Source organism: Stenotrophomonas sp. LST15-1-1.1 (assembly GCF_040815575.1).
Lineage (GTDB): Bacteria > Pseudomonadota > Gammaproteobacteria > Xanthomonadales > Xanthomonadaceae > Stenotrophomonas > Stenotrophomonas lactitubi_B.
This window is the reverse complement of the sequence record NZ_JBFPNJ010000034.1, coordinates 153,339-178,432: the sequence shown is the minus strand read 5'-3', so window position 1 is coordinate 178,432 and position 25,094 is coordinate 153,339. Positions and strand designations below refer to the sequence as shown.

27 protein-coding genes and 2 tRNA genes are annotated in these 25,094 nt (G+C 65.6%); 20 read left to right on the top strand and 9 right to left on the bottom strand.

Features of this window, described 5'->3' with window-relative positions:
• Positions 1–81: 81 nt before the first annotated feature.
• On the bottom strand, positions 82–1,008 hold the full coding sequence (locus MRBLST15_RS20885; RefSeq protein WP_162291998.1) for a phosphoribosylaminoimidazolesuccinocarboxamide synthase: 927 nt from the start codon (positions 1,006–1,008) through the stop codon (positions 82–84).
• 141 nt (positions 1,009–1,149) lie between these two features.
• Between MRBLST15_RS20885 and MRBLST15_RS20880 the strand changes: the two genes are divergently transcribed.
• From MRBLST15_RS20880 to yegS, 5 genes are all read left to right on the top strand, one after another.
• Complete coding sequence (locus MRBLST15_RS20880; RefSeq protein ID WP_005411327.1) at positions 1,150–1,479, top strand: J domain-containing protein; 330 nt, start codon at positions 1,150–1,152, stop codon at positions 1,477–1,479.
• A gap of 57 nt (positions 1,480–1,536) precedes the next feature.
• Complete coding sequence (gene rpe / locus MRBLST15_RS20875) at positions 1,537–2,214, top strand: ribulose-phosphate 3-epimerase (RefSeq protein ID WP_180165218.1); 678 nt, start codon at positions 1,537–1,539, stop codon at positions 2,212–2,214.
• A gap of 12 nt (positions 2,215–2,226) precedes the next feature.
• The gene (locus MRBLST15_RS20870) at positions 2,227–2,706 is read left to right on the top strand and encodes a GNAT family N-acetyltransferase (protein ID WP_265952353.1); all 480 of its coding nucleotides are present in this window, start codon (positions 2,227–2,229) and stop codon (positions 2,704–2,706) included.
• Between the two features lie 26 nt (positions 2,707–2,732).
• Positions 2,733–3,320 (top strand): hypothetical protein, encoded by a 588-nt coding sequence (locus MRBLST15_RS20865; RefSeq protein ID WP_367787806.1) that lies wholly within the window; start codon positions 2,733–2,735, stop codon positions 3,318–3,320.
• Between the two features lie 257 nt (positions 3,321–3,577).
• Positions 3,578–4,510: a lipid kinase YegS gene (gene yegS, locus MRBLST15_RS20860; protein ID WP_265952349.1), complete on the top strand. Its 933-nt coding sequence runs from the start codon at positions 3,578–3,580 to the stop codon at positions 4,508–4,510.
• An 8-nt stretch (positions 4,511–4,518) separates the two neighbouring features.
• On the opposite strand, the gene MRBLST15_RS20855 is transcribed toward yegS, so the two are convergent.
• Positions 4,519–5,448, bottom strand: coding sequence for an ankyrin repeat domain-containing protein (locus MRBLST15_RS20855; protein ID WP_265952350.1), 930 nt, complete (start codon positions 5,446–5,448; stop codon positions 4,519–4,521).
• 293 nt (positions 5,449–5,741) lie between these two features.
• Between MRBLST15_RS20855 and MRBLST15_RS20850 the strand changes: the two genes are divergently transcribed.
• The 7 genes from MRBLST15_RS20850 to MRBLST15_RS20820 all read left to right on the top strand — a co-directional run bounded on the left by MRBLST15_RS20850 (position 5,742) and on the right by MRBLST15_RS20820 (position 13,585).
• A complete protein-coding gene (locus MRBLST15_RS20850; protein ID WP_367787801.1) occupies positions 5,742–7,865 on the top strand; it encodes an XVIPCD domain-containing protein in 2,124 nt (707 codons plus the stop codon).
• Between the two features lie 177 nt (positions 7,866–8,042).
• The gene (trpE, locus tag MRBLST15_RS20845) at positions 8,043–9,518 is read left to right on the top strand and encodes an anthranilate synthase component I (RefSeq protein WP_191077716.1); all 1,476 of its coding nucleotides are present in this window, start codon (positions 8,043–8,045) and stop codon (positions 9,516–9,518) included.
• A 67-nt stretch (positions 9,519–9,585) separates the two neighbouring features.
• Positions 9,586–10,365 carry an SIMPL domain-containing protein gene (locus tag MRBLST15_RS20840; RefSeq protein WP_236511906.1) on the top strand — a complete coding sequence of 260 codons (780 nt, stop codon included), beginning with the start codon at positions 9,586–9,588 and terminating at the stop codon, positions 10,363–10,365.
• Positions 10,366–10,367: 2 nt separating this feature from the next.
• Complete coding sequence (locus MRBLST15_RS20835; RefSeq protein WP_025874614.1) at positions 10,368–10,955, top strand: anthranilate synthase component II; 588 nt, start codon at positions 10,368–10,370, stop codon at positions 10,953–10,955.
• Between the two features lie 16 nt (positions 10,956–10,971).
• On the top strand, positions 10,972–12,003 hold the full coding sequence (gene trpD / locus MRBLST15_RS20830; RefSeq protein ID WP_089237368.1) for an anthranilate phosphoribosyltransferase: 1,032 nt from the start codon (positions 10,972–10,974) through the stop codon (positions 12,001–12,003).
• Positions 12,004–12,077: 74 nt separating this feature from the next.
• Positions 12,078–12,872: an indole-3-glycerol phosphate synthase TrpC gene (gene trpC / locus MRBLST15_RS20825; RefSeq protein ID WP_205405210.1), complete on the top strand. Its 795-nt coding sequence runs from the start codon at positions 12,078–12,080 to the stop codon at positions 12,870–12,872.
• Positions 12,869–13,585 (top strand): haloacid dehalogenase-like hydrolase, encoded by a 717-nt coding sequence (locus MRBLST15_RS20820; protein ID WP_099819691.1) that lies wholly within the window; start codon positions 12,869–12,871, stop codon positions 13,583–13,585. The genes trpC and MRBLST15_RS20820 overlap by 4 nt, the downstream gene beginning before the upstream one ends.
• Before the next feature lie 65 nt (positions 13,586–13,650).
• On the opposite strand, the gene MRBLST15_RS20815 is transcribed toward MRBLST15_RS20820, so the two are convergent.
• Both MRBLST15_RS20815 and crp read right to left on the bottom strand, forming a co-directional pair.
• On the bottom strand, positions 13,651–14,412 hold the full coding sequence (locus MRBLST15_RS20815) for a sulfite exporter TauE/SafE family protein (protein ID WP_099820428.1): 762 nt from the start codon (positions 14,410–14,412) through the stop codon (positions 13,651–13,653).
• A 139-nt stretch (positions 14,413–14,551) separates the two neighbouring features.
• Entirely contained in the window at positions 14,552–15,241 is a 690-nt protein-coding gene (gene crp, locus MRBLST15_RS20810; RefSeq protein WP_089238148.1) for a cAMP-activated global transcriptional regulator CRP, read from the bottom strand.
• A 150-nt stretch (positions 15,242–15,391) separates the two neighbouring features.
• Here crp and speD point away from each other — a divergent pair, with 150 nt between their 5' ends.
• Both speD and MRBLST15_RS20800 read left to right on the top strand, forming a co-directional pair.
• Complete coding sequence (speD, locus tag MRBLST15_RS20805) at positions 15,392–16,186, top strand: adenosylmethionine decarboxylase (protein ID WP_025874620.1); 795 nt, start codon at positions 15,392–15,394, stop codon at positions 16,184–16,186.
• Positions 16,187–16,352: 166 nt separating this feature from the next.
• Positions 16,353–16,673 (top strand): DMT family transporter, encoded by a 321-nt coding sequence (locus MRBLST15_RS20800; protein WP_099820429.1) that lies wholly within the window; start codon positions 16,353–16,355, stop codon positions 16,671–16,673.
• 163 nt (positions 16,674–16,836) lie between these two features.
• Here the strand turns inward: MRBLST15_RS20800 and coq7 are convergent, their stop codons facing one another.
• The gene (gene coq7, locus MRBLST15_RS20795) at positions 16,837–17,481 is read right to left on the bottom strand and encodes a 2-polyprenyl-3-methyl-6-methoxy-1,4-benzoquinone monooxygenase (protein ID WP_033832396.1); all 645 of its coding nucleotides are present in this window, start codon (positions 17,479–17,481) and stop codon (positions 16,837–16,839) included.
• A 197-nt stretch (positions 17,482–17,678) separates the two neighbouring features.
• On the opposite strand from coq7, the gene rplM reads away from it, so the two are divergent.
• A complete protein-coding gene (gene rplM, locus MRBLST15_RS20790; RefSeq protein ID WP_025874623.1) occupies positions 17,679–18,107 on the top strand; it encodes a 50S ribosomal protein L13 in 429 nt (142 codons plus the stop codon).
• 2 nt (positions 18,108–18,109) lie between these two features.
• Positions 18,110–18,502 (top strand): 30S ribosomal protein S9, encoded by a 393-nt coding sequence (gene rpsI / locus MRBLST15_RS20785; RefSeq protein ID WP_367787791.1) that lies wholly within the window; start codon positions 18,110–18,112, stop codon positions 18,500–18,502.
• A 281-nt stretch (positions 18,503–18,783) separates the two neighbouring features.
• Here rpsI and MRBLST15_RS20780 read toward each other — a convergent pair.
• Positions 18,784–18,857: transfer RNA gene (locus MRBLST15_RS20780), tRNA-Gln, on the bottom strand.
• 52 nt (positions 18,858–18,909) lie between these two features.
• Positions 18,910–18,986: transfer RNA gene (locus tag MRBLST15_RS20775), tRNA-Met, on the bottom strand.
• A 121-nt stretch (positions 18,987–19,107) separates the two neighbouring features.
• Between MRBLST15_RS20775 and MRBLST15_RS20770 the strand changes: the two genes are divergently transcribed.
• From MRBLST15_RS20770 to bfr, 4 genes are all read left to right on the top strand, one after another.
• Positions 19,108–19,731, top strand: coding sequence for an RNA pyrophosphohydrolase (locus tag MRBLST15_RS20770; RefSeq protein WP_025874624.1), 624 nt, complete (start codon positions 19,108–19,110; stop codon positions 19,729–19,731).
• Positions 19,728–20,030: a hypothetical protein gene (locus MRBLST15_RS20765; RefSeq protein ID WP_367787788.1), complete on the top strand. Its 303-nt coding sequence runs from the start codon at positions 19,728–19,730 to the stop codon at positions 20,028–20,030. Before MRBLST15_RS20770 ends, MRBLST15_RS20765 begins: the two co-directional genes overlap by 4 nt.
• A gap of 134 nt (positions 20,031–20,164) precedes the next feature.
• On the top strand, positions 20,165–20,374 hold the full coding sequence (locus MRBLST15_RS20760) for a (2Fe-2S)-binding protein (protein WP_089237360.1): 210 nt from the start codon (positions 20,165–20,167) through the stop codon (positions 20,372–20,374).
• A gap of 140 nt (positions 20,375–20,514) precedes the next feature.
• Positions 20,515–20,985, top strand: coding sequence for a bacterioferritin (gene bfr / locus MRBLST15_RS20755; RefSeq protein ID WP_025874625.1), 471 nt, complete (start codon positions 20,515–20,517; stop codon positions 20,983–20,985).
• 1 nt (position 20,986) lies between these two features.
• Here the strand turns inward: bfr and MRBLST15_RS20750 are convergent, their stop codons facing one another.
• Both MRBLST15_RS20750 and MRBLST15_RS20745 read right to left on the bottom strand, forming a co-directional pair.
• Positions 20,987–23,191: a hybrid sensor histidine kinase/response regulator gene (locus MRBLST15_RS20750; protein ID WP_312704651.1), complete on the bottom strand. Its 2,205-nt coding sequence runs from the start codon at positions 23,189–23,191 to the stop codon at positions 20,987–20,989.
• On the bottom strand, positions 23,192–25,087 hold the full coding sequence (locus MRBLST15_RS20745; protein ID WP_367787783.1) for an EAL domain-containing protein: 1,896 nt from the start codon (positions 25,085–25,087) through the stop codon (positions 23,192–23,194).
• Between the last annotated feature and the right edge of the window lie 7 nt (positions 25,088–25,094).

Below are 25,094 nucleotides of genomic sequence, written 5' to 3'. Positions count from 1 at the left end.
GTTTGCCGAGGTTGCCGGCCAGCGGCCGGCACTACCGCATTCAGAACGCCCCCAGCCAGGCCGGCCGGGGGCGCAGGGGAATCAGTCGACGCTGATTCCGGCCAGGCGCTGCAGCGCCTCGGCGTACTTGGCGCGGGTGCGCTCGATGATCTCGGCCGGGATGCTCGGGCCCGGGGCGGTCTTGCCCCAGTCCAGCGTCTCCAGGTAGTCACGCACGAACTGCTTGTCGTAGCTCGGCGGGCTGGTGCCCACTTCGTACTCGTCGGCAGGCCAGTAGCGCGAGGAATCCGGCGTCAGCATCTCGTCCATGATGTACAGGCGGCCATCGGCGTCGGTACCGAACTCGAACTTGGTGTCGGCCAGGATGATGCCGCGCTCGCGTGCATAATCGGCCGCGAACTTGTAGATGCGCAGCGTGGCGTCGCGCACGCGCTCGGCCATCTCCGCGCCGACCGTCTTCACCATCGCGTCGAAGTCGATGTTCTCGTCATGGTCGCCCACGGCGGCCTTGGTCGAGGGGGTGAAGATCGGTTCGGGCAGCTGCTCGGCCTGGCGCAGGCCGTCGGGCAGGTCGATGCCGCTGACCTTGCCGGTGCGCTGGTAGTCCTTCCAGCCGCTGCCGATCAGGTAGCCGCGGGCGATCGCTTCCACCGGCACCGGCTTCAGCTTGCGGGTAACCACCGCGCGCTTGGCGTACAGGGCCGCGTCCACGCCTTCGGGCAGCACGCTTGCCACATCGATGCCGGTCAGGTGGTTGGGCATCAGGTGCGCGGTCTTGGCGAACCAGAAGTTGGACACCTGGCAGAGCATCTCGCCCTTGCCCGGAATCGGGTCGGGCAGGACCACGTCGAACGCCGACAGGCGATCGGTGGCGACCATCAACAGGTAGTCCCCCGGCGGGGTACCGGCCGGCAGCCGCTCGCGCGGGATATCGAACACATCACGCACCTTGCCGCGGTGGCGCAAGGGCAGGCCGGGGAGATCGGATTGCAACAGCGTGGTTGGCACGGGCACTCCTGGGGCTTCGTCGATACGGCTGCCCAACGGACCCGGCGGGCCCGCTGACCAGCGGGCGGCCTAGTGTAAAGCGGTCCGGGCCCGCTGTGACGTAAAATGAGCGTCCATTTCGTCGGCCGACCCCGGAGCGCCATGCGCTGGTACGGAAAACTGCTCGGATTCATTGCCGGGGCCCTGCTGTTCCGGCCCAATCCGCTGTTCGGCGCGGTAGTCGGCCTGTTGATCGGCCACGCTTTCGACTCGGACTGGTTCCGCCTGAACAAGGAGAACCCCTACCGCGAGCTGGGGTTGACCTCCGAGGCCACCGATGCCGAGGTCGAGCGTGCTTACCGCAAGCTGATCTCCCAGTACCACCCCGACAAGCTGGGCGGCGCCGCCCCCGAGCTGCAGCAGCAGGCCGAGCAGAAGTCGCGGCGCATCAACGCCGCCTACGACCGCATCAAGACCCTGCGCAAGCGCTGACCCCACAGTCCCGCCTGCGGGCGGGAGACCCCTTTCCCCGTTCCGAAGGCCCCGGCCATGTCCAACTGCCTCATCGCTCCTTCCATCCTCTCGGCCAACTTCGCCCGCCTGGGCGAAGAAGTCGACAACGTCCTGGCCGCTGGCGCCGATTGGGTCCATTTCGACGTGATGGACAACCACTACGTGCCCAACCTGACCATCGGCCCGATGGTCTGCCAGGCGCTGCGCAAGCACGGCGTCACCGCACCGATCGACGTGCACCTGATGGTCGAGCCGGTGGACCGCATCATCCCGGACTTCGCCGAGGCCGGCGCCACCTACATCAGCTTCCACCCGGAGGCCAGCCGCCACGTGCACCGCACCATCCAGCTGATCCGCTCGCTGGGCTGCAAGCCGGGCATCGTGCTGAACCCGGCCACCCCGGTGGATATCCTCGACTGGGTGCTGGACGACCTCGACCTGGTGCTGCTGATGTCGGTCAACCCGGGCTTTGGCGGCCAGGCGTTCATCCCGTCGGCATTGGACAAGCTGCGCGTGGTGCGCAAGAAGATCGATGCCAGCGGCCGTGACATCCGCCTGGAGATCGACGGTGGCGTGAAGGCGGACAACATCGGTGAGATCGCTGCTGCAGGTGCCGACACCTTCGTCGCCGGCTCGGCCATCTTCAACGCCAAGACCAGCTACCAGGACGTGATCGCGCAGATGCGCGCCAACGTCGCTGCGGCACGGGGCTGAGCCATGAGCACGGTGGCCGTGTTGAACATCCGCCCGGCCACCGTGGCCGACGCTGGCCTGATCCTTCGATTCATCCGTGAACTGGCGATCTACGAGAAGGCCGAGCATTCGGTGCAGACCGATGAGATCGGCATCGCCGAAAGCCTGCTCGGTGCCGACGCCACCGCCCGCGCGCTGATCTGCGAGGCGAACGGCGAAGCCATCGGCTACGCGGTGTATTTCTACAACTATTCCACCTGGCTGGGCCGCAAGGGCATCTACCTCGAAGACCTGTACGTGAGCCCGGAAAAGCGTGGTTCCGGTGCGGGCAAGGCGCTGCTGAAGTACATCGCCCGGCAGGCGGTGGCTGAAGGGTGCGGGCGCTTCGAGTGGTCGGTGCTGGACTGGAACACGCCGGCCATCGAGTTCTATACCGCAGCCGGCGCCAAGCCGCAGGACGAGTGGACGGTGTACCGGCTGGAAGGCGAGGCGCTGAAGGCATTCGCCGGGTAGACCGTGTCCTGGTGACTGGCCTGCCGATGAAATACGCCATTGCCGCGCTCCGCCAGCGGCTGCCGGCCTCGATTGCTGTCTGCAGGCAGGCGCTGCAGGCTTCCGGCGGTGACCTGCTACTGGCGCACACCCTGGTGGTTGATCAGCTCGTGGCCGACTACAGGCACCGCACAGGATCGGGCGCCACCGACGCCGCCATCGATCTTCAGGCTGCTGGTCATGACATCGAGCGCGCCTTCGTGCTCTGGCGCCGCCGGCACCCGTTGCCGCCACCACCGCCGTTCGCAGCGCTCGAAAAGGGATGCCCGATGGCGGCGGAGCTGGCCTCGGTGGACACCGGATTGCGCTGCTTCGCCCATGTCATTCCCGGCGAACAAGAGACCTACGAGCTGCGCTTGATCACCCATGCCGCACGCTTCACCGAGACCACCCATGGCTTCGACTACGACTACGCCATGCAGGACGCGCAGACGCGGGTGGAACGCAGGTTCGTGACTGGAATTCCGGCGCTCACCCTACTGCTGCAGCAGTACGCAGTCGATGAAGCGATGTTGCGCAGTATCGAGACCTTCGACAGCTGCCTTCTGCACAGTCCCATTGAAGCCTACCTGTAAGCCCATATGCAGCGCCGCGCAGCGGATAAAAAAAAGCCACGCCAAACACTGGCGTGGCCTTGCTGCATGCGTGGGAGGCTGATCCTGCCTCCATCCGTCGTCCCTGCTATGGCCTTCCATTCTCCGGGCCGCCGATGACACTTGCATGACATCCCGCATTGGCGAGCCCACTATCTGACCTGAACGGTTGCCAGCGTCTTTCACTGGCCCCGAACGCGCGATTGCTAGCCTGTGCCGCCTTTCCCTGGATGTACCGCATGAGCACACCGCGCTGGCGCCTGATCCTCAACGGCAAGTCTGCAGGCAACGACGATCTGCGCGATGCCGTGGGCCACTGGCGCGACCGTGGCGTGCAGCTGGAAGTGCGGGTGACCTGGGAAGACGGTGACGCCGAGCGGTACGTTGCCGAGGCCATCGACCATGGCGTGGACGTGATCGTGGCGGCCGGCGGCGACGGCACGCTAAGCGCGGTGGCCGAGACGCTGGCGCATCGTGACGAGCCGGCTGGGGCGCTGCCGTCGCTGGCGTTGGTGCCGATGGGCACCGCCAACGATTTCGCTACCGCTGCCGGTATTCCGGTGGAGCCGCAGGAGGCCTTCGCACTGATTGCCAGCGGTACGCCGCGTCCGATGGACCTGTTGCGTGTTGATGCCGACGGCAAGCCATGGTGGTGCGCCAACCTCGCCAGCGGCGGCTTCGGTACCCAGGTCACGGTGGAAACCGATGCGGGCTTGAAGAAAATGCTCGGCGGTCTGGCCTATGTCATTACCGGTATCGCCAAGCTCGGTCGCATCGAACCGATCACCGCGCGCCTGAGCGGCCCGGATTTCCAGTGGGAAGGTGGGTTCATCGCACTGGGTATCGGCAACGGTCGCCAAGCGGGTGGTGGTCAGCAGCTTTGCCCGCAGGCACTGATCGATGACGGCCTGCTGGACGTCACCGTGGTGCCGGAACTGGACGGTGAAGTCGCCGCTACTCTTGGGCAGATGCTGACCGGCGGCAAGGAGGCGGCGCTTGAACGTGTCGCCACGCGCGCGCAGCTGCCGTGGCTGCAGATCGACGCACCGCAGCCGCTGACCTTGAACCTGGACGGCGAACCGGTGCAGGCACGCAGCTTCCGCATCGAATGCGTGGCGGGCAGGGTGCGGATGCACCTGCCGGATGACTGCGTGCTGCTTTCCGGTCGCTGACACAGGAATTACAGCAGCGGAATATCTTCTTCCCTGCTCGGGAATTTGAAGGCCTCGCGCTTCCTGCGGATGTGCTCGGGCATTGGCGGGCGGGGAATGTTGCGTTCGATCAGCCACTGCTGGCATTTCTTCTGCCACGGCAGGTTGTCGGGTGTGGTGATTTCCCAGTAGATGTCCTCGACCATCTTCTGCCGGCCAGGCTGGCTTGACCCTTCCGGCTTTGCAATCGCGGGATCAGCACCATGTTCCAGAAGCCAGTACGCGTAATCGAAGCCGCCTCGCGTGGTGTACCAGCTCAGGACCGTGTCGTCGCCCAGGTCCAGGCTTGATTCATTGATGTTGGCCCCGTTCTCAATCAGTACCTGGATGTTCTTCCACTGATTTCCGCTTAGGAATGCCTGCAGCAGTAGAGTCTCGTTGGCCGAGTTGCGGGTGTTGGGGTCTCCGCCGTGCTTCAGCAGCAGCTCAAGAAAGCGAGGGTCGTCCATCTTTGCCGCGTAGACCATCGCATTGTTGTAACCAAGCCTGCGTCCATCCACCGTCTTGTATGCGCGTGCATTTGGATCTGCGCCGTTGTCCAGGAGAGCGCGTAATCCATCAAGATTCTTCGCCCGAAGAGGCCACGCCACCAGGGGGATTCCAGCATCACGAGCGAAGACTTTGTCGGGATTGACTCCTTCGTTCTTTATCAGGCGCCGAACGGTGTCCGAATCGCCATGCTCGGTTGCTATCGCAAGCTCAAGGTTTTTTCCGTCGAAGTACTGTTCGGCGCCATGGCTGGATGAAACGGCGCATCCGCTTACCATCAGAAAGATGGCGCAGACCACGATCGGGAACATCCGTTTCACACTTTCAAAAACATGAATGGGCATGTTGATTCCGCAACGGTGCTCGAGACGTGACATTAGCAAACGGATCTGATAATCGATATGTGTCACGGGGGCATGTCCCCTCAAGGTGAATGGAGCTTGCCATGACGGATCACGACATTGACGCGCGGGCACGCGCAGTCCAGGAACAGCGCGAGCTTGTGGAGCAGTTGCGCGCAAGCGGCCACAACGAAGATGCAGAGCGCTTGCAGGAGACATACCGCGCACGTGAGATGTCTGGACTTGCCTCCGATGTGTATCAGTCAGCGAAGCATGCTGGCGAGCCGCCGGCTGGCTGGACTCGCGCAAGCACGGATCCTGCCGCGTTGCGTGCGGCGGGCTTCGAACTGTCGGACGCAACCGTGCGCGACTTGTTACAGCCGCCTGAATCGGGATTCCGTGCCGAGATCTACATCCCCGACAAGCGCGTCTTCGGTGAGGATGCGAAACCTGTCGTGGTCTACAAGGGATCTACGGGGGAGATTCTTGACCCGCTGGCGCCCAATGGAAAACGAGAATCCGGCGGCGAGGATTTCCTCAACAACGGCCAGCAGGGCATCGGCATGCGCAGCGATTACTACGATCGCGCCATGCGTCTTGCCTTGATCGTCAATCAGGAACGCCCGGGCGGCTTCGAAATCGCCGGCCACTCGCTCGGCGGCGGCATGGCTTCCGCCGCGTCCGCAGTCACCGGCGCACGTGCCACCACGTTCAACGCCGCCGGCCTGCATCCGGCAACCCCGGCCCGTTATGCCAAGGACAACGGCCTGCCGACCTTCGACACGCAGCAGTCCGTGCACACCTACCAGACCACCGGTGAGGTGCTGAACGATGTGCAGAACGGCATGCACCGCCTGAGCGAGCAGCAGCGCCGTGGCTATGGCGTGCTTGCCAATGAGCTCGGCATGGTGCTGAAGGATCCGGCCATGCAGAAGGTCGTCGGCGAAAAGCTGCGCGAGATGCTGCCTCCGGGTGCGCAGACCTCCGCTGCACAGTTCATCGAACAACTCGCAAGCCAGCCGGGCCAGCAGGCGCTGCGTGATATTCCGCTCGCGGCAGGGCGCCTCGAACTGTTGCTTGAGCCCAAGACCCGCGACGCGCACGGGGCACTCGTCGATCGCCCGCATGTGGCGCCGCCCAGCCAGGTAGCGGAACTGGCGGGCCCGCTGTCCACCGTGCTGCACGCCACGGCGTACGGCATGCGCGGCGGTCGCCTGGCCGGCGAGCAGGTCGAACGGGCCGGCGCCGCCACTGCCCATGCGCTGGACAAGGTGGGCGATGGTGTCGAGCGCGTACTGAAGACCGAAGGCATGGTCATCGGCCAGGTGGTGAACATGGGGTCCACCAGCCTGCAGGTGAGCACCCGGGCGACCAGTACGGTGATTGCTTCGGGGCGCGAACTGACCGGAAGCATCGAAGCCACCCTGCACCACGTGGAATCGCAGACCCGCTCCCATGGCCTGTCCGCACTGTCGTGGGTGGCTGACCGGGTGGGCGCGGACAACGTTGCCGGCCGACTTGCCAAGCAGGCCGAAGCTGTCCGTGACCACGGCGAGCAGCATGCGCAGCACGCGACGAAACAGGCCGTTGCTGACGCCGCAGGCACGCGCGCGGCGGGTGAACGCATGGCCGCTGCCATCAGCCACGACGGCCGATGGGTGGCCGGCAAGCTGCAGAACGGATTCGCCACCGCCGGTGCCCATGTCGATCGTGGCTATGACCTGGTGGCGTCGCAAGTGAAGGGCATCACCGCCAAGGCACCGATCACCCTGTCCACGCTGGGTGGTGCCGCGGTGGGCATGGGGGCTGCCGCCGCCACCCACCTGCCGACCGGCAACCTGCCGTTGGACGCAATGAGGCTGCACAACCTCGACAAGTCCGAACGTGTCATCCGCGGCATGATGCCGGCCTTCAGCGAGGCCACTGCCCGCCATGGCATGGATCCGACCGTCATCCCCAGCCTGGATTCGGAACTGATCAAGCAGGAAGCCGCCGCTCGCAAGCTGGTCGAGCAGCACCAGCGCATACAACCTCCGGAGGATGGCCGTCGCGCCGGCGTGGCGGCAGAACCGGCTGCGCGTGGGCCCGGCATCAACGACCCTGGCCACGCCGATTACCGGTTGTTCAATGGCGCACAGACCGGCGTGCACGCCCTGGATGCCGCCCACAACCGCGTGCCGAACCTGCAGAGCGACCAGCTCGCCGGTGCGCTGGCCGTGCAGGCCAAGCGCGAGGGGCTGGAGTCCATTTCCCACGTGGTGCTCAGCGACGATCACAGCCGCGCCTTCGCGGTGGATACGCCCGACCTGAACGCCGCGCACCGCCGCCATGCCCACGTTGATGTGGCGGCGGGCATGGCCCAGCCGCTCAGCGCGAGCACCGCCCAGATCGACGCGATCAATGCCAGTCGCGAGCAGGCGCAGGGGGTGTCGCTGGCCCAGCAGCAGGTGCAGGAGACCCAGGAACAGGCGCGGCGGATGGGCTAGGGCGAAGACAAACCGCCCGTCGCCAAAGGGTTTCCCTGCGGCCAAAGCTGCGATACAGTCATTGGGTGTCCAGCCTGACGACCCCGCATACCCTTTCTTCCGCACGCCGTTGGTGGCGATGGTGGCCTGTTGCCGTCGTCCGTCCCCATAACGCTGTGTCCCGGAAGGAAAGTCGTCTTGATCTCGCACGCTCAGTTTCAGCAGCAGGCCGCTGAAGGCCACACCCATATTCCCGTTGTCCGCGAAGTGCTGTCCGACCTGGACACGCCGCTTTCGGTCTATCTGAAGCTCGCCGACGGCCCCAATACCTACCTGTTTGAATCCGTCGAAGGCGGCGAGCGCTTTGGTCGTTACTCGATCATCGGCCTGCCGGCACGTCGCGTGTACGCCTTCCACGGCCACACCCTGACCGTACGCGAGCACGGTGATGTGGTGGAAACCCGTGAAGTGGCCGACCCGTTCGCCGAGGTCGAGGCGCTGCGCAGCGCCCACTCGGTGCCGAAGCTGGAAGGCCTGCCGGGCTTCACCGGTGGCCTGGTCGGCTGGTTCGGCTTCGAATGCATCGGCTATATCGAGCCGCGCCTGGCCTCGCCGGCCGGCCGTGACGAACTGGGCACCCCGGACATCCTGCTGCTGCATTCCGATGAGCTGGCGGTGTTCGACAACCTGAAGGGCCGGCTGTACCTGATCGTGCATGCCGATCCGCGTGTCGAAGGCGCCTTCGAGCAGGCCCAGGCCCGCCTGGATGCACTGACCGCCAAACTGCGCGCGCCGGGTGCCGGCTATCCGGCACCGCTGACCAGCGACGTGCTGGACGAGTCCGATTTCGTTTCCGGTTTCACCCGCGAAGGCTTCGTCGACGCGGTCCAGCGCAGCAAGGAATACATCCGTGCCGGCGACATCTTCCAGGTGGTGCTCAGCCAGCGCCTGAGCGTGCCGTTCAAGGCGCGCCCGGTGGATGTGTACCGCGCGCTGCGTGCACTGAATCCGTCGCCGTACATGTATTTCCTGGACGTCGGCGACCTGCAGGTGGTCGGCTCCTCGCCGGAAATCCTGGTGCGTCTGCAGGACGGTGAAGTGACCGTGCGTCCGATCGCCGGTACCCGCCCGCGCGGTGCCACGCCGGAGCTGGACCAGGCGCTGGAGGTCGAGCTGCTGGCCGACCCGAAGGAACGCGCCGAGCACCTGATGCTGATCGACCTGGGCCGCAATGACGCCGGCCGCGTGTCCAAGGCCGGCACCGTCGAAGTGGGCGAGCAGTTCGTGATCGAACGCTACAGCCACGTCATGCACATCGTCAGCGAAGTGACCGGGCAGCTGCAGCCGGGCCTGAGCTACGCCGACGTGCTGCGCGCCACCTTCCCCGCCGGTACGGTCAGCGGCGCGCCGAAGATCCGCGCGCTGGAAGTGATCCGCGAGCTGGAACCGATCAAGCGCAATGTCTACGCCGGCAGCATCGGCTACATCGGCTGGCACGGCGATGCCGATACTGCGATCGCGATCCGCACCGCGGTGATCAAGGACGGCCGCCTGTATGTGCAGGCCGGCGCCGGCATCGTCTACGACTCCGACCCGGACAAGGAATGGGACGAGACGATGAACAAGGGCCGCGCGTTGTTCCGCGCCGTCGCCCAGGCCGCCAAGGGCCTGTGAGTTTCCCTGTGCTGTGGCCTGAGCCGCAGCACCCTTCGCTGTTTCCATTCAAGACAAGGAGTACCGCATGAAGCTGCTGAGCGTTCTGCTGTGGTCGTCGCTGCTGGCCACGATGGCCCCGTCTGCGTGGGCGCAGGCCAACACCATTCCCTCGCAGCCGCACCTGCTGGTGAAGGGCGAGGCGCGCCGTCTGGTGATGCCTGACCGGTTCGGCCTGCAATTGAACATCGAAGAGACCGATATGGATGCCGATGCCGCGCGTCGCCGCGTGCAGGACAACGTCGCCCGCGTACTGGCGCTGTTCAAGCAGCACAAGGCCGTGGAAGGCAGCGTGCGTGCGGACAACCTCCAGATTGGTCCAGCCACCCGCTACGAGCAGAGCCGGCAGGTCTTCATCGGCACCCGCGTGTCGCGCCAGCTGCGTGCGAGTTTCTCCAGCGTGAAGGCGATGCAGGACGTGCTGGGTGCGCTGAAGGCCAACGAGAACGTGCAGGTCAGCAGCGTGGCCCCGACCTACTCGGGCGAAGTGGCGCTGAGACGCGAGCTCAAGGGCGAGGCGGCCGCCAAGACCCGCGAGTCTGCGCAGGGCCTGGCCAAGGCCTATGGAACCAAGGTGCGTGGCCTGTACAGCATCTCCGATGTGGCACCGGACTTCGCCTATGGCATCCGGGCCGGGCAGTGGCCACAGCTCGGCGGGGATGGCGAGTACCTCGACCGGATCTCGGTGACCGGCAGCTACGCGCCGGCCTCGGCGCCTGCGCCCGCTGCACCGGAATCGATCGAAGCCGGCCCCATTACCTACACCGAAAACGTGTACGCCATTTTCCTGATAAGCGACGGAACCTGACCATGTTGTGGATGATCGACAACTACGACAGCTTCACCTACAACCTCGTGCAGTACCTGCAGACGCTGGGTGCCGAAGTGAAGGTGGTGCGCAACGATGCGATGAGCGTGGACGAGATCGCCGCGCAGAAACCCGAGCGCATCGTCATCTCGCCCGGCCCGTGCACGCCCAACGAAGCGGGCGTGTCGCTGGAGCTGATCCGGCGCCTGGGGCCGACCACGCCGATCCTCGGCGTGTGCCTGGGCCACCAGGGTATCGGCCAGGTCTACGGCGGCACGGTCATCCGTGCCGGCAACATCATGCACGGCAAGACCTCACCGATCCGGCACGAAGGCAAGGGCGTGTTCGCCGGCCTGCCGGATGGCTACCAGGCCACCCGCTACCACTCGCTGGTAGTGGACAAGAACAGCCTGCCCGACGCGCTGGAAGTGACCGCGTGGACCGAGAACGAGGATGGCTCGATCGAAGAGATAATGGGCCTGCGCCATCGCCAGTTCCCGGTCGAGGGCGTGCAGTTCCATCCCGAATCGATCCTCACCGAACACGGCCACGCCCTGCTGCGAAATTTCCTGCAGCGCCCGGCTGCCTGATCCAAGGAGTATTCCGATGAGCTTCTCCCCCCAGGAAGCCCTGCAACGCACCATCGAGCATCGCGAGATCTTCTTCGACGAAATGGTCGACCTGATGCGGCAGATCATGCGCGGCGACGTCTCGCCGATGATGACCGCCGCCATCCTCACCGGCCTGCGGGTGAAGAAGGAAACCATCGACGAGATCGCTGCCGCCGCAACGGTGATGCGCGAATTCGCGCTGGCCGTGCCGGTCGCCGATACCACCCACCTGGTCGACATCGTCGGCACCGGTGGCGATGGCTCGCATACCTTCAACATCTCCACCTGCGCGATGTTCGTTGCCGCTGCCGCCGGCGCGCGCGTGGCCAAGCACGGCAACCGCAGCGTGTCGTCCAAGTCCGGCAGTGCCGATGCGGTCGAAGCACTGGGCGCGGCGATCGAGCTGCAGCCTGCGCAGGTGGCCGCGGCCATCGAACAGACCGGCATCGGCTTCATGTTCGCGCCGATCCACCACCCGTCGATGAAGGTGGTGGCGCCGGTGCGTCGCGAGATGGGGGTGCGCACCATCTTCAATATCCTCGGTCCGCTGACCAACCCGGCCAATGCGCCGTCGGTGCTGATGGGCGTGTTCCACCCCGATCTGGTGGGCATCCAGGCGCGCGTGCTGCGCGAACTGGGCGCCGAGCGCGCGATGGTGGTGTGGGGCCGCGACAACATGGACGAGATCTCGCTGGGCGCGGGCACCCTGGTGGGTGAGCTGCGTGACGGCAAGGTGCGCGAGTACGAGATCCACCCTGAAGACTTCGGCATCGCCATGTCGGCCAGCCGCAACCTGCGCGTGGACGGCCCGGAACAGTCCATCGCCATGCTGCGTGCGGTGCTCGACAACGAGCCGGGCCCGGCACTGGACATCGTCGCCCTGAATGCGGGCGCGGCGTTGTACGTGGCCGGCGTGGCCAGCGATATTGGCGACGGCCTGGCCCGCGCCCGCGCCGTCATTGCCGATGGCAGCGCCCGTGCCCGCCTGCAGCAGTATGTCGACACCACCCGCGCGCTGGTTGCCTGAGCACGCGGTTCAGCCTGACCCACCCGATGGCCGATAATGGTCGTCCTCACCGCCCCAGCACCGACCCGACGACGATGAGCGATATCCTGCAGACGATCCTGGCCCGCAAGGCCGAAGAAGTAGCCCAGCGCCGCGCCCAGCGCCCGCTTGAGGAGCTGCAGGCGGCGCTGGCCGAGGCGCCGCCGGTGCGCGGCTTCGTGCGCGCGCTGCAGGCTGCCGTCGCCAATGGCGATCCAGCGGTGATTGCCGAAGTGAAGAAGGCCAGCCCGTCCAAGGGCGTGATCCGCCCCGACTTCCGCCCGGCCGACATTGCGGTCAGCTATGAGTTCGGCGGCGCCAGCTGCCTGTCGGTGCTGACCGATGTCGATTTCTTCCAGGGGGCCGACGCCTACCTGCAGCAAGCGCGCGAAGCCTGCACGCTGCCGGTGCTGCGCAAGGACTTCGTGATCGACGCCTACCAGGTGGTCGAGGCGCGCGTGCTCGGCGCCGACTGCATCCTGCTGATCGTCGCCGCGCTGGACGATACGCAGCTGGCCACGCTGTCCGAACTGGCGATGTCGCTGGGCATGGACGTGCTGGTGGAAGTGCACGACATCGACGAGCTGGAGCGCGCGCTGCAGGTGCCGGCGCCGATGATCGGCATCAACAACCGCAATCTGCGCACCTTCGAGGTGTCGCTGCAGACCACGCTGGACATGCGCCTGGCCGTGCCGCGTGACCGCCTGCTGGTCACCGAGAGCGGCATTCTCGGGCCGCAGGATGTGGCGTTGATGCGTGATGCCGGCATCCACTCGTTCCTGGTCGGCGAGGCCTTCATGCGCGTGGAAGAGCCGGGTGAGGGTCTGCGTCAGCTATTCTTCGCAGCATGAAAACGTACTATCCAACGCCGCGCGAGGATGCGCCGCTGGTGGTCTTCGACTTCGACCACACCCTGTATGACGGCGATTCGGGTACCCACCTGTTCGCTTCGCTGATCAAGCGCAACCCGCTGCGGATGCTGGCGGCGCTGCTGGTCACCCCGATTGCCGGGCCGATGGTGGCGATGCTGCCGACCCGCCGTGCAGGCATCTCGGTCTATGTCTGGATCGGCAGCTTCGGCCTGCATCGCGCGCGCGAGTTCAACAAGGTGATCGATGCCTACGTGCTGCGCAACGAGGCGCAGATGCGCGCCAAGCTGCTGCCACAGGCGCTGGAGGTGTTCGCCGCGCACCGTGCCAAGGGCGATCGCGTGGTGGTGGCCACCGGCGCACCGCCGGAGCTTGCGCGCGCGATCCTGGCCTTTGTCGCCCACCAGGACGTACCGGTGATCGGCACCGAAGTGGGGCCGCGTCTGGGCGGGGTAGGGCCGACCCGCCACTGCCACAACGAAGAGAAGATGCGCATGCTGCGCGAGCGCGGCTACGGCGACATCGATATCGCTTACTCCGACAGCACTGCCGACCTGCCGCTGCTGCTTGCGGCGAAAGCGCCGGTGGTGGTCAACCCGAAGCCTGCCAAGGTGGAATTCTTCCGTCGCGTGCTGCCGGCCGGTACCCGCATCCTCAACTGGGGTTGCGTGGACCGCGGTGGCGACAAGGCATAGTCCGGGGTCAGATCCCCGCAGGGGCTCTGAACCCATCGCACTACCGGATCCCGCCCGGCGAACGCTCAGCGGTACAGGTACCCGAACACGGCATGGCCCACCTGGAACAGGCTGATGCCCAGCACCAGCACACCGACCGCGACCAGTACCCAGCGTTCCTTCACCCGCTTCACCAGCACTGCCGCCACTGGCGCGGCCATCATGCCGCCGATCAGCAGGCCGGCGACGATCTGCAGGTGCTGCACCCCCATCGACAGCAGGAAGGTCGCTGATACCGTCAGCGTGACCACGAATTCCGCAGCGTTCACCGTGCCGATCGTGGTCCGTGCCAGGCCGCCGCGGGCGAGCAGGGTGGAGGTCGCCACCGGGCCCCAGCCGCCGCCGCCGCTGGCATCGAGCAGGCCGGCGAAGAACCCCAGCACCGGCACCCGGCGGATCTCGCCCTTGGGCATCCAGCGGCCGGCCGCGCGGGCCAGGATGATGATGGCCAGCACCAGCAGGTACAGGTAGATCAGCGGGCGGATCAGGTCGCCAGGGACCTGTGTCAGCACATACGCGCCGAGTGCGCCGCCCAGGGCGCCGGGCAGGGCGAGGCGAAAGAACAGGCGCTTGTCGACATTGCCGGCGACCAGATGCGACACACCGGAGGCCCCGGTGGTGAACACTTCAGCGGTATGGACGCTGGCGCTGACCTGTGCGGGAGGCAGCCCCATGCTGAGCAGCACAGATGAAGAAACCAGTCCGAATGCCATGCCCAGCGCACCATCGACCAGCTGTGCGCCGAGGCCGATGAGGATGAACCACCAGAATTCGCTGCTCAGCTCCATGGACCGAGCCTAGCGGAAGCGGGTGTGCGGGACATGCGATGGTACGTCGCACGTACGGCGATCCGCCGGGCATGGCCCGGCGCTATCGTGGTGGAGGCCTTGGGGTAGCGCCGGGCCATGCCCGGCGGACATCTGTCGATCAACGGGTGCCGTACAGCACCACGGTCTTGCCGCGGGCGTGCAGCAGGCCATCGGTCTGCAGCTTCTTCAACACCCGGCCGGCCATTTCGCGCGAGCAACCGACCAGACGGGCCAGTTCCTGGCGTGAGACGCGCAGCTGGCTGCCCTGCGGGTGCGTCATCGACTCCGGCTCCTGCGCCAGATCGTGCAGGGTGCGCACGATACGGTCGGTGACATCCAGGAAGGCCAGGCGGCTGGCCTTGCGGCTGGTGTCCAGCAGGCGCTTGGAGATCTGCTGGCCCAGCGCGTATAGCAGGCGCGGGGCATCGGCCGACAGCGGGCCGAGGAACAGCTGATGCAGGCGCTCGTAGCTGATTTCGGCCAGCTCACACGCGGTGCGGGTACGCAGGATCACCTCGCGGCGGTCCGACTCCACGAACAGGCCCATCTCGCCGACGAACTCACCGGCGCCGAAATAGCCCAGCACCAGTTCACGGTCCTCTTCCTCCTCGGCCATGATCGAAACCGAGCCGCTGATGACGTAATACAGGGTGCCTGCCGGGTCACCGGGTCGGAAGACGTCGGTACGGGTGGGATAGCGCCGCCTGTGGCTGTGTGCCAGGAAGCGGTCGATTGTTGCGATGTCCAAGGCCAATGGGCTGCTAGCTAGGCGCACGGTTGACACGATAGGGGCGCTCCCTCTGCGCATGAACGGATTCACGGGGTCGATAGCGGAGCTTAACCAGCGCAATTGTTAAGGGCAAACAGTGTGCCAGAACCTGAGCGTCTTCACGTTCCCCCTGGAGACACTTATGCCGCATAATTCCCCCTTTCCCTTCTTACACAGGAATCGACCGCCGTGGTCAAGCCGTTGCCTCGCCTGAGGTTGCAGGGTTTCAACAACCTCACCAAGGCGCTGAGCTTCAACATCTATGACGTGTGTTACGCGCGCACCGAAGAGGAGCGTCAGCGTTACATTGAATACATCGATGAAGAGTACAACGCCGACAGGCTTACTCAAATCTTGACCGATGTCGCTGAGATCATCGGCGCCAACATCCTCAACGTGGCGCGCCAGGATTACGATCCGCAGGGTGCCTCGGTGACGATCCTGATCTCCGAAGAGCCGGTGATCGACAAGAAGCAGGCCGGCAAGGAGTTGATTTCCGATGCCGTGGTCGCGCACATGGACAAGTCGCACATCACCGTGCACACCTATCCGGAAACGCACCCGCAGGAAGGCATTGCCACCTTCCGCGCCGATATCGACGTGGCTACCTGCGGCGTCATTTCGCCGTTGAAGGCACTGAACTACCTGATCGAGAGCCTGGAATCGGACATCGTGATCATGGACTACCGTGTCCGTGGCTTCACGCGTGATGTGAAGGGCAAGAAGCACTACATCGATCACAAGATCAACTCGATCCAGAACTTCCTGGCCAAGAACATCAAGTCGCGTTACGAGATGTTCGACGTCAACGTCTACCAGGAAAACATCTTCCACACGAAGATGCACCTGAAGGACTTCGACCTGGACCAGTACCTGTTCGAGGAGAAGGCCAAGAACATCTCGTTCAAGGAACGCATGAAGATCGAAGCGCTGCTGCGTCGTGAGATCGAAGAGCTGTTCCACGGCCGCAACCTGGCTGAGTGACCCATGCGCGATGCCGTCAGGCATCGCCACCCAGGCGGGACGCCCCGCCCCGTGGAGCCTGCGCTTGGCGCAATCTTCAGTTCCACGGCGATGTACCGACCTACGGCCCGGTGTGAAAACACCGGGCCGTTTCGTTTTTCTCAAAAAAGGTAAGGAGCCCCCACCCATGCCCTGGATCTATCTGCTGCTGGCCGGTCTGTTCGAGATCGGATTCGCCCTTGGAATGAAGTACTCCGAAGGTTTCAGCAAACCCGTGCCGACTGCCCTGACGGTGGTGTCGGCCCTGATCAGCCTGTACCTCATGAGCCAGGCGATGAAGAACATTCCGGTCGGCACGGCCTATGCGATCTGGACCGGTATCGGCGCCTTGGGCGTGACGGTGCTGGGCATCTATCTGTTCAACGACAGCGCCTCGCCGGCACGCCTGGCCTGCGTGGGCCTGATCGTGGCCGGTGTGATCGGACTGAAGCTGGTGTCACCCAACTGAAAGGTGGCCCGACCAACGGTCGGGCCCCACCGTGTGGTTGGGTCGGGCCCCACCGTGTGGTTGGGTCGGGCCCCACCGTGTGGTTGGGTCGGGCCCCACCGTGTGGTTGGGTCGGGTCCCACCGTGTGGTTGGGTCGGGCCCACCGTTGGTGGGGGCTTCCCCTCAAATGCGGTAGGCAATGGTCTTCATCACCCTGGAGGCCAGCGCCATCGCGCCGGGAATCGGGAACGGCAGGCGGCGTGCGCCGGCCTGCTCGGCATGCTCGGCATGCCGGGCCTCGTCTTCCTTCATCACCCGGATGACCGCGCGGCTGCGCAGATCGCCGGCTGGCAGGTCGACCAGGTGTTCGTCCAGATGGGCTTCCACTTGGCGCTCGGTCTCGACCACGAAGCCCAGGTTCCAGCCGTCGCCGCGCAGCCCGGCCAGGGTGCCGATGGTGTAGCTGCCGGCGTACCAGAGCGGATTGAACAGGCTCGGGCGGCTGTCCAGTTCGCCCAGCCGGGTGGCGCACCAGGCCAGGTGGTCGGTCTCTTCCTGGGCCGCTTCCAGCAGATGCTCGCGGGTCGCCGGATCGCGCGCCACCGCGGCCTGGCCGAAGTACAGGCCCTGGGCGCAGACCTCGCCGACATGGTTGATGCGCATCAGCCCGGCCGCGTGGCGACGCTGCGCGCTGTCCATGCCGGGCTCGCCGGTGTCCGTGGCCGGATAGGGACGGCTGGCCGGCGGGTTGCCGAACACCGTGTCCAGGGCGCGCTGCGCCTCGGTCAGCAGATGGTCCAGCGGGGTGGTCTGGCGAAGCACGGTCATGGCGGCACGGCGTGGAGCGGGGGAGAACCCGATTCTCGCCCGGCCCCGGTCCCCTGCCAACCCGGGGCGGAAGCCGGGTTGCACCCGCCAGCCAAGCTGCGTACAATGCCGCCCCTTACGCTCCACCTTTCACAACGCGTGGCAGAGTTCCGGCGAGTCCTTCGCCGCAATGAGCCCGACCTAACCAAGAGTTCTTCATGAGCACTTTCACTGCCAAGAACGAGACCGTCCAGCGCGACTGGTACCTCGTCGACGCCGAGGGCAAGACCCTGGGCCGTCTCTGCACCGAGCTGGCCCGCCGTCTGCGTGGCAAGCACAAGCCGGTCTACACCCCGCACGTTGATACCGGCGACTACCTGGTCGTCATCAATGCAGAAAAGATTGTCGTCACCGGCAAGAAGCTGCAGGACAAGATGTATCACCGTTTCACCGGTTACATCGGCAACCTGAAGACCGAATCCCTCGCCCAGGCGCTTGAGCGCCACCCGGAGCGCGTGATCGAGACCGCCGTCAAGGGCATGCTGCCGAAGGGCACGCTGGGTCGCCAGATGTACCGCAAGCTCAAGGTCTACGCCGGCACTGAGCATCCGCACGCCGCACAGCAGCCGCAGGTTCTGGATATCTAATCATGGCTATCACTCAAAACTACGGCACTGGCCGCCGCAAGTCCTCCACCGCTCGCGTGTTCCTGCGCAAGGGTTCGGGCAACATCTCCGTCAATGGCCGTCCGCTGGACGAGTTCTTCGGCCGTGAGACCGCTCGCATGATCGTGCGCCAGCCGCTCGAGCTGACCAAGAACACCGAGAGCTTCGACATCCTGGTCACCGCCGCTGGCGGCGGCACCACCGGCCAGGCCGGTGCGATCCGTCTGGGCATCGCCCGTGCTCTGGTCGAGTACGACGAGACCCTGAAGTCCGAGCTGCGCAAGGCTGGCTTCATGACCCGCGACGCCCGCGAAGTCGAACGTAAGAAGGTCGGTCTGCACAAGGCCCGCCGCGCCACCCAGTTCTCCAAGCGCTGATCTGCTGCGCCTGGTTGGGCTCCCTCGGAGGCCCGCTGGCTGGAAAAGCAAAAGCCCGGCTTCGGCCGGGCTTTTGTCGTTCTGGGGGTGTGCATTCCGGGTTGCCGGCCAGCGGCCAGCACTCCCCGTGGTTCCGCATACCCGACCCTGGAGTTCTGTCTGGAGGAGAGCCCCCTTGATGTTCAAGGGGGTGCGCCGACAGGCGCGGGGATAAGGTGGAATGCGTGACCAGATTAAACGCAAAAGGCCAGATCTTTCGATCTGGCCTTTTGCGTTTAATTTGGCTGCCCCTGATGGATTCGAACCACCGATGCCTGAGTCAGAGTCAGGTGCCTTACCGCTTGGCTAAGGGGCAATGTAACGTGTAACTATTTTCTCACTTTTCACATTGAAAAACAACTTCAACGTGGTGGCTATGGGTGGACTCGAACCACCGACCCCAGCATTATGAGTGCTGTGCTCTAACCGGCTGAGCTACATAGCCTTGGTGAGCCCGCTATTCTGCTGATGTGTACGAGGACTGTCAACACCTTTGTATCGTGCTTGTGGCCCGACAGACGGCATGGGATAGTCCCAACCAGTAGATTTTCTTAGGAGTCCGCATCGTGATCGATCCGGACGGCTATCGACCGAACGTCGGCATCGTGCTGATGCGGCAGGACGGGCAGGTGTTCTGGGCACGACGTGTGCGCCGGGATGGCTGGCAGTTCCCGCAGGGTGGCATGAACACCGACGAGACGCCTGTCGAGGCCATGTATCGTGAACTGCAGGAAGAGACCGGGCTGTTGCCGGAGCACGTTGAAGTGCTTGGGGCGACACCGGGCTGGCTGCGTTACAAGCTGCCGGCGCGTGCCATCCGCCGCAATGAACGCCAGGTCTGCATCGGCCAGAAGCAGGTCTGGTTCCTGCTGCGCCTGACCGGTGACGAGGCCCACGTCAGCCTGGACCATACCGACTCTCCCGAGTTCGATCATTGGCGCTGGGTCGACTTCTGGTACCCGGTGGAGCATGTGGTGGTGTTCAAGCGTGGCGTCTATGCGCGTGCTCTGCGACATCTGGCGCCGTTGGCCCAGGGAGTGGCGGGGCAGGGCATCAGTGCCATGCCCAAGAGCGCTGCCGAGGCCTGGATGCCTGGCCACGCCGCCGGCCATGACAGGCCCAGGAAGCGCACGCCCATGCGCGGCGGGTACTGGCCGCGGAAAGCCAAGGGTGAACCGGGGGCGGTTTGACGCGCAGGCTGCGCAATGAGCGGATCGATCGGTCGCAACACAGCGCTGCCGGCTATTTCCGGCAGGGACTGGTTGTCCGCTTGGCAAGCCTCCCCTGGCTGCTGTTGAGCGTGGTGGTTCTCGGCGACATCGCATGGATGCCGCTTGCGCTGGGGGTATGCGTCGCCTTCGCGACCTGTGCATGTGCGCTGTTCCTGGCGGATCACCTGCTTCGGCTGAGAGCAGCAGGTGGGGGCGTGCAGTGGCTGATCGTCTTCTTCAGTGCACCGGTGCTGGCACTTGGCCTGCTGCGTCTGTAGCCCGTTAGGGCGGGCGGGTTCGGCTGGACGCTGAACCATATCGAGAATGGTTCAGGTCTCTGATTGACAACCATTCTCGTTTCCATTGGAATAGCGACCAGGCCGCTACTGGCCTGCTGCCCTGGTTCCCGCCCGTGTACGTCTGCATCTGCAACGGTGTTACCGACCACCAGATCCGCGAAGCCGCCAGCCATGGCGTCACGTCGGTGGCCGAGCTGACCATGCGTACCGGATGCGGCGCTACCTGCGGTTCCTGCCTGGACATGGCCGGCGACCTGCTGGCCAAGGCACGTGCCACCCACGATCTGCCGCTGCCGGTGTTGGGTCTGGCGCAGGTCGCCTGAGTCGTTTCGCGGCGCGTTGACGCCGCGCTCTCCTGGTCTTCATTGCTGGCTGCACTGGCCAATGCGCACGATTCGCGTTCCTTCACGCGCGCGCGCAAGGCGTTACAGTGCCCGCGATTTCAGCGTGCAGGAGCATCCCCATGAAGGGCGACACCAAGGTCATCGAATTCCTCAACAAGGTCCTCTACAACGAGCTGACCGCGATCAACCAGTACTTCCTGCACGCCAAGATGCTGAAGAACTGGGGCATCAAGGAACTGGCCGAACACGAGTACAAGGAATCGATCGAAGAAATGAAGCATGCCGACATGCTCGCCGATCGCATTCTGTTCCTCGAAGGCCTGCCGAACTTCCAGGCGCTGGGCAAGCTGCGCATCGGTGAGAACCCGACCGAGATCCTGCAGTGCGATCTGTCGCTGGAACGCGACGGCGTGGTCACCCTGCGCGAAGCGGTGGCCTACGCTGATTCGGTCGGCGACTACGTCAGCCGCCAGCTGTTCGTGAAGATCCTCGACTCCGAGGAAGAGCACATCGACTGGCTGGAAACCCAGCTGGAACTGATCGAGCGCATCGGTGAGCCGAAGTACCTGCTGAGCAAGCTCGAAGAGTGATTCAGCGCGCCTGGCCGGCGAGGTAGCCAGTCAGCGCCACGCGCGCGCGGGCGAACTCCGCCACCAGCAGCGCCACTGCCACGGCGGGGCGCTGCAGGCTGCCACTACGGGCTTCGTGTTCGATCCGCCGCGCCACTGCCGACAGCGACAGCGCACCGACGTTGGCGCTGGACGATTTCAGGCTGTGCGACAGCGCCTGCAGACGTTCGATGTCGTTGCCCTGCGCTGCCTGCTGCAACTGCTGCACCAGCTGCGGCGCGTCTTCCAGGAACACCGCCACGATCTGCGCAGCGGCATCACCGATCACCGCATGCAGTTCATCCAGCACGCTGCGATCAAGCACCGGCTGTGGAGTCGGGGTCGAGCGTGCCGGGCCATCGTGTGAGCTTTCGCTGTCGACCACGCTCGGCGCTGCGGGCGACCGTGCCGGTTCCGGCAGCGCTGCATGTCCGCGATCCGCGGATACCCGGCCCCACCGTTGCAGCAACGCATGCAGTGCTTCGCGCGCGATCGGCTTGGACAGATAGTCGTCCATGCCCGCCTGCAGGCAGCGCTCGCGATCACCGGCCATGGCGTTGGCGGTCATCGCGATGATCGGCAACCGCGTGCTTCCCGCTTCGGCTTCCTCGCTGCGCCAGCGCTGTGTTGCGCTGTAGCCATCAAGCACCGGCATCTGGCAGTCCATCAGCACGACGTCGATCCCACCTTCGCGCAGCAGTGCGAGCGCCTGCTCGCCGTCCGCGGCGTTGCGCACCTGGCACTGGAAGACCCGCAGCAGGTGCTCGGCCACCATCCGGTTGACCGTGTTGTCCTCGACCAGCAGGACACGCAGATCCAATGACGGCAATGTGGCGGCCGGCGTCGCGTCCTCGGCGTTGGCCAGCAGCGCTGTTGGACGCGCGGTGGCGGTTGGCTGCGCCAGCAGCGCGTGCAGGGCGGCATCAGTGAATGTGCTGTGCAGCTGCTGCTGGCGCGGCTTCGCTGCAACCGCATCATCCTGCAGCCACAGTACCTGCAGTGCATCGTCGGCACCGCGCTCGGCCAAGGCCCGCTGCAGGGCCGCCTCGCCAGTGCGGCGATGGCGCGCGTCCACCAGCAGCCATGCCGGTGTGCTCTGGCCCGGACGTGGCGCCACGCGCAGGCGTTCCACTACTTCATCGATGCTGGCCAGCAGCTGTACCTGCAGGCCATGGTGCGCGGCGATGCGCTCGATGCGTGGCTGCAGCTGTGCATCGGCGGTGTACAGCAGCAGCGCTGCCGGCGCGCGTGCCAGCGCAGGTAGATCGCCGGGGACCTTCAGCAGCGGTATTTCAAACCAGAAGGTGGCGCCCTGTCCCGGGGTGGAACGCACGCCGATGTCGCCCTGCATCAGGTCGGTGATGCGCTTGCAGATGGCCAGGCCCAGGCCGGTGCCACCGTAGATGCGGGTGGTGGACGCGTCGGCCTGGCTGAAGGACTGGAACAGCCGCGCCTGCTGGGCCTCATCGATGCCGATGCCGGTGTCGACCACTTCGAAACGCAGCTGGTGCTGGGCGGGGCCTTCGCCCAGCCGCTGCACGCGCAGCTGCACCTGGCCGCGTGCGGTGAACTTGATGGCATTGGCCAGCAGGTTGCCCAGTACCTGGCGCAGACGTACCGGGTCGCCACGTACCGGCAGGCGCACGGCCGGATCCAGCTGCAGGCTCAGTGTCAGGCCCTTGGCTTCGGCAGCACGCTGCAGCAGCTGCACCACGCCGTCGAGCAGTTCGCGCAGGTTGAAGCTGGTGATTTCCAGTTCCAGTGCCTGTGCTTCCAGTCGCGAGTAATCGAGGATGTCATCGACGATGCGCAACAGCTGCTGCGAGCTGGCCGAGGCAGTGGCCAGCATCTGCCGCTGGTCCTCGCCGAGCGGGCCACGGGCGATCAGCTCCAGCATCGGCAGGATGCCGTTGAGCGGCGTGCGGATCTCATGGCTCATGGTGGCCAGGAACTCGCCCTTGGCCAGCACGGCCGCTTCGGCCGCCTGCTTGGCCTGCAGCAGCTGATGTTCCAGCTGGCCCTGTCGCTCGGTGGTGCGCCGCAGCTGGTCGCGCTCGCTGATCAGGGTGATGCGGTCGCGCTGCAGTGCCGCCAGCGTGTGATTGCGCGAACGCAATCGCAGGCCCAGTACCAGCAGGGCGATGATGGCCAAGGCCAACACCGCCAGCAGCGCGACCGTCGGTGACACTCAGAGCACCGCGTTGTGGAAGTCGAAGTTCAGGTCGCTGCCGGCCGACTGCACCATGTTGCCCTGGATGTAATCGACACCGCCGACCCACATCGCGGCCGCGGCCTGCGGATCCTCGATCTGCTGGCCGATGATCTGCAGGCCGGCGGCATGCGCCTGCTCGATCGATTGGCGCAGTTCTTCGCGCGTATCCGGGTTGGAGTGGCTGCTGGAAAAGCGTGCGGCCATGCGCACGAACGACAGCGGCAGCTGGGTGAGCAGAGCAAGCGCTTCGCTGCCCGGTTCGAACTGGCTCAGGCAGAAGCGCACGCCGACGCTGGCCATGCGCTGGCAGAACTGCTGCAACGGCACGGTGTGGATCAGCGCATCGGGCAGGCGCACGTCGATCACCAGCGCGCTGCCGGGCAGGCGGCGTTGCTGCAGCGATTCCAGCAGCCAGTCAGCGAAGGCATCGCGCTGCAGGGTACGCAGCGACTGCGAAACGAACAGGTTCAGCGGTTGGGTGGCGTGGCGATACAGGTCGAGCAGGCCCATCGCATGCTCCAGCACCTGCTGGTCAAGATCGGCGATGCGGCCGGCAGCTTCGGCCGCCGGAATCACCTGACCGGCGGTCAGCACGCTGCCATCGGCACGGCGCAGGCGCAGCAGCAGCTGGTACTGCGCACTGCTGCCGCCGGCGACGGCGACGATCGGCTGGTAAGCGAGCTCCAGCTGGCCTTCCAACAGCGCCAGGTGTTCCTGTTCGGTCGTGATCTGGCGATGCACGTGGCCGGCCACGCCGGCACTGAGCAGGCGCGCCTGCAGGGTGGTGCGTTCGACCGCTTCCAGGGCGCTGCTGGCATCGTCGAAACCCGGCGACAGCGGCGCGTAGCCGACCACACCACGCAGGTGCACCGATTCGTCATCGCGGATCACGAAGGCGCGCGCGGACAGCTGCTCGCGCAGGGTGCCGGCGATCGCTTCCAGGCTTTCCTCGTCGATGTTGCGCGCCAGCAGCAGGAAGCTGTTGTCGTTCAGGCGCGCCAGCAGGTGCGGATGGCCGGCCTCGGCAAGGCGTTGCCCGGCCTGCACCATCAGCCGTTCGAAGGCCGCGTAGCCGTAGCGCTCGCGCAGGCCCAGAGCGCTGGAGATTTCGACGAAGAACACGCCACCGCGTTCGTGCTGGGCGAGCGTCGCGTTGAGCTGCTGCAGCACATGGTGGCGCGTGGGCAGTCCGGTTTCCGGGTTGCTGGTCGCCGGTGCGCCATTGGCACCCGGTAGGGTGGCGGCCTGCGCGCGTGCGCGGCGGATACGGTTGGCCACTGCGGCGATCAGGTGGCGCGGCCGGATCGGCTTGCTCAGGTAGTCGTCGGCACCGCAGTCGAGCACCTCGAACTGGCGCTCCGGGTCCGGGTCGCCGCTGAGGAACACGATCGGCAGCAGCTGCATGCCGGGCTGCTGGCGGATCATCGCGGTCAGCCGCATGCCATCCAGCCCGGGCAGGTGCAGATCCATCAGGATGAGGTCGGGACGCTGCTCGCGGATGGCCTGCTGCACGCCATCGGCATCGCCAAGCACGATCGCCTGCATGCCGGCGCCGTGCAGCACGCTCTGCGCGAACAGCGCCTGGGCACGGTCGTCTTCGACGATCAGCACGCGGTAGGGCGAGTCGGCGTCGACAGGCGCCATGTCACTGTTGCCGGCCTCCGGCAGTGTCGCGGTGGAGGGCAGGGGCGGCGGCGGAGCCAGCCGGGTACCGTCGCTGGGTGCTGACAGGGTGGATGCCTGTGGCATGGCCGGTACTGCCTCGGCAGGCGTCGCCGCAGCCAAGGGGGCGGCCCAACGTTGCCAATGATCGGCCGGAGGGGTTTCAGCGCGTCCCGGGCGGGGGCCCGCGGCGGATTCGTTTGCGGCCATCGATGCT

Coding starts and splice junctions, on each gene's coding strand:
- MRBLST15_RS20880 (WP_005411327.1), top strand. CDS start 1,150: ATGCGCTGGTACGGAAAACTGCTCGGATTCATTGCCGGGGCCCTGCTG.
- rpe (WP_180165218.1), top strand. CDS start 1,537: ATGTCCAACTGCCTCATCGCTCCTTCCATCCTCTCGGCCAACTTCGCC.
- MRBLST15_RS20865 (WP_367787806.1), top strand. CDS start 2,733: ATGAAATACGCCATTGCCGCGCTCCGCCAGCGGCTGCCGGCCTCGATT.
- yegS (WP_265952349.1), top strand. CDS start 3,578: ATGAGCACACCGCGCTGGCGCCTGATCCTCAACGGCAAGTCTGCAGGC.
- MRBLST15_RS20840 (WP_236511906.1), top strand. CDS start 9,586: ATGAAGCTGCTGAGCGTTCTGCTGTGGTCGTCGCTGCTGGCCACGATG.
- MRBLST15_RS20835 (WP_025874614.1), top strand. CDS start 10,368: ATGTTGTGGATGATCGACAACTACGACAGCTTCACCTACAACCTCGTG.
- trpD (WP_089237368.1), top strand. CDS start 10,972: ATGAGCTTCTCCCCCCAGGAAGCCCTGCAACGCACCATCGAGCATCGC.
- trpC (WP_205405210.1), top strand. CDS start 12,078: ATGAGCGATATCCTGCAGACGATCCTGGCCCGCAAGGCCGAAGAAGTA.
- MRBLST15_RS20820 (WP_099819691.1), top strand. CDS start 12,869: ATGAAAACGTACTATCCAACGCCGCGCGAGGATGCGCCGCTGGTGGTC.
- MRBLST15_RS20815 (WP_099820428.1), bottom strand. CDS start 14,412: ATGGAGCTGAGCAGCGAATTCTGGTGGTTCATCCTCATCGGCCTCGGC.
- crp (WP_089238148.1), bottom strand. CDS start 15,241: ATGCGCAGAGGGAGCGCCCCTATCGTGTCAACCGTGCGCCTAGCTAGC.
- MRBLST15_RS20800 (WP_099820429.1), top strand. CDS start 16,353: ATGCCCTGGATCTATCTGCTGCTGGCCGGTCTGTTCGAGATCGGATTC.
- coq7 (WP_033832396.1), bottom strand. CDS start 17,481: ATGACCGTGCTTCGCCAGACCACCCCGCTGGACCATCTGCTGACCGAG.
- rplM (WP_025874623.1), top strand. CDS start 17,679: ATGAGCACTTTCACTGCCAAGAACGAGACCGTCCAGCGCGACTGGTAC.
- rpsI (WP_367787791.1), top strand. CDS start 18,110: ATGGCTATCACTCAAAACTACGGCACTGGCCGCCGCAAGTCCTCCACC.
- bfr (WP_025874625.1), top strand. CDS start 20,515: ATGAAGGGCGACACCAAGGTCATCGAATTCCTCAACAAGGTCCTCTAC.
- MRBLST15_RS20745 (WP_367787783.1), bottom strand. CDS start 25,087: ATGGCCGCAAACGAATCCGCCGCGGGCCCCCGCCCGGGACGCGCTGAA.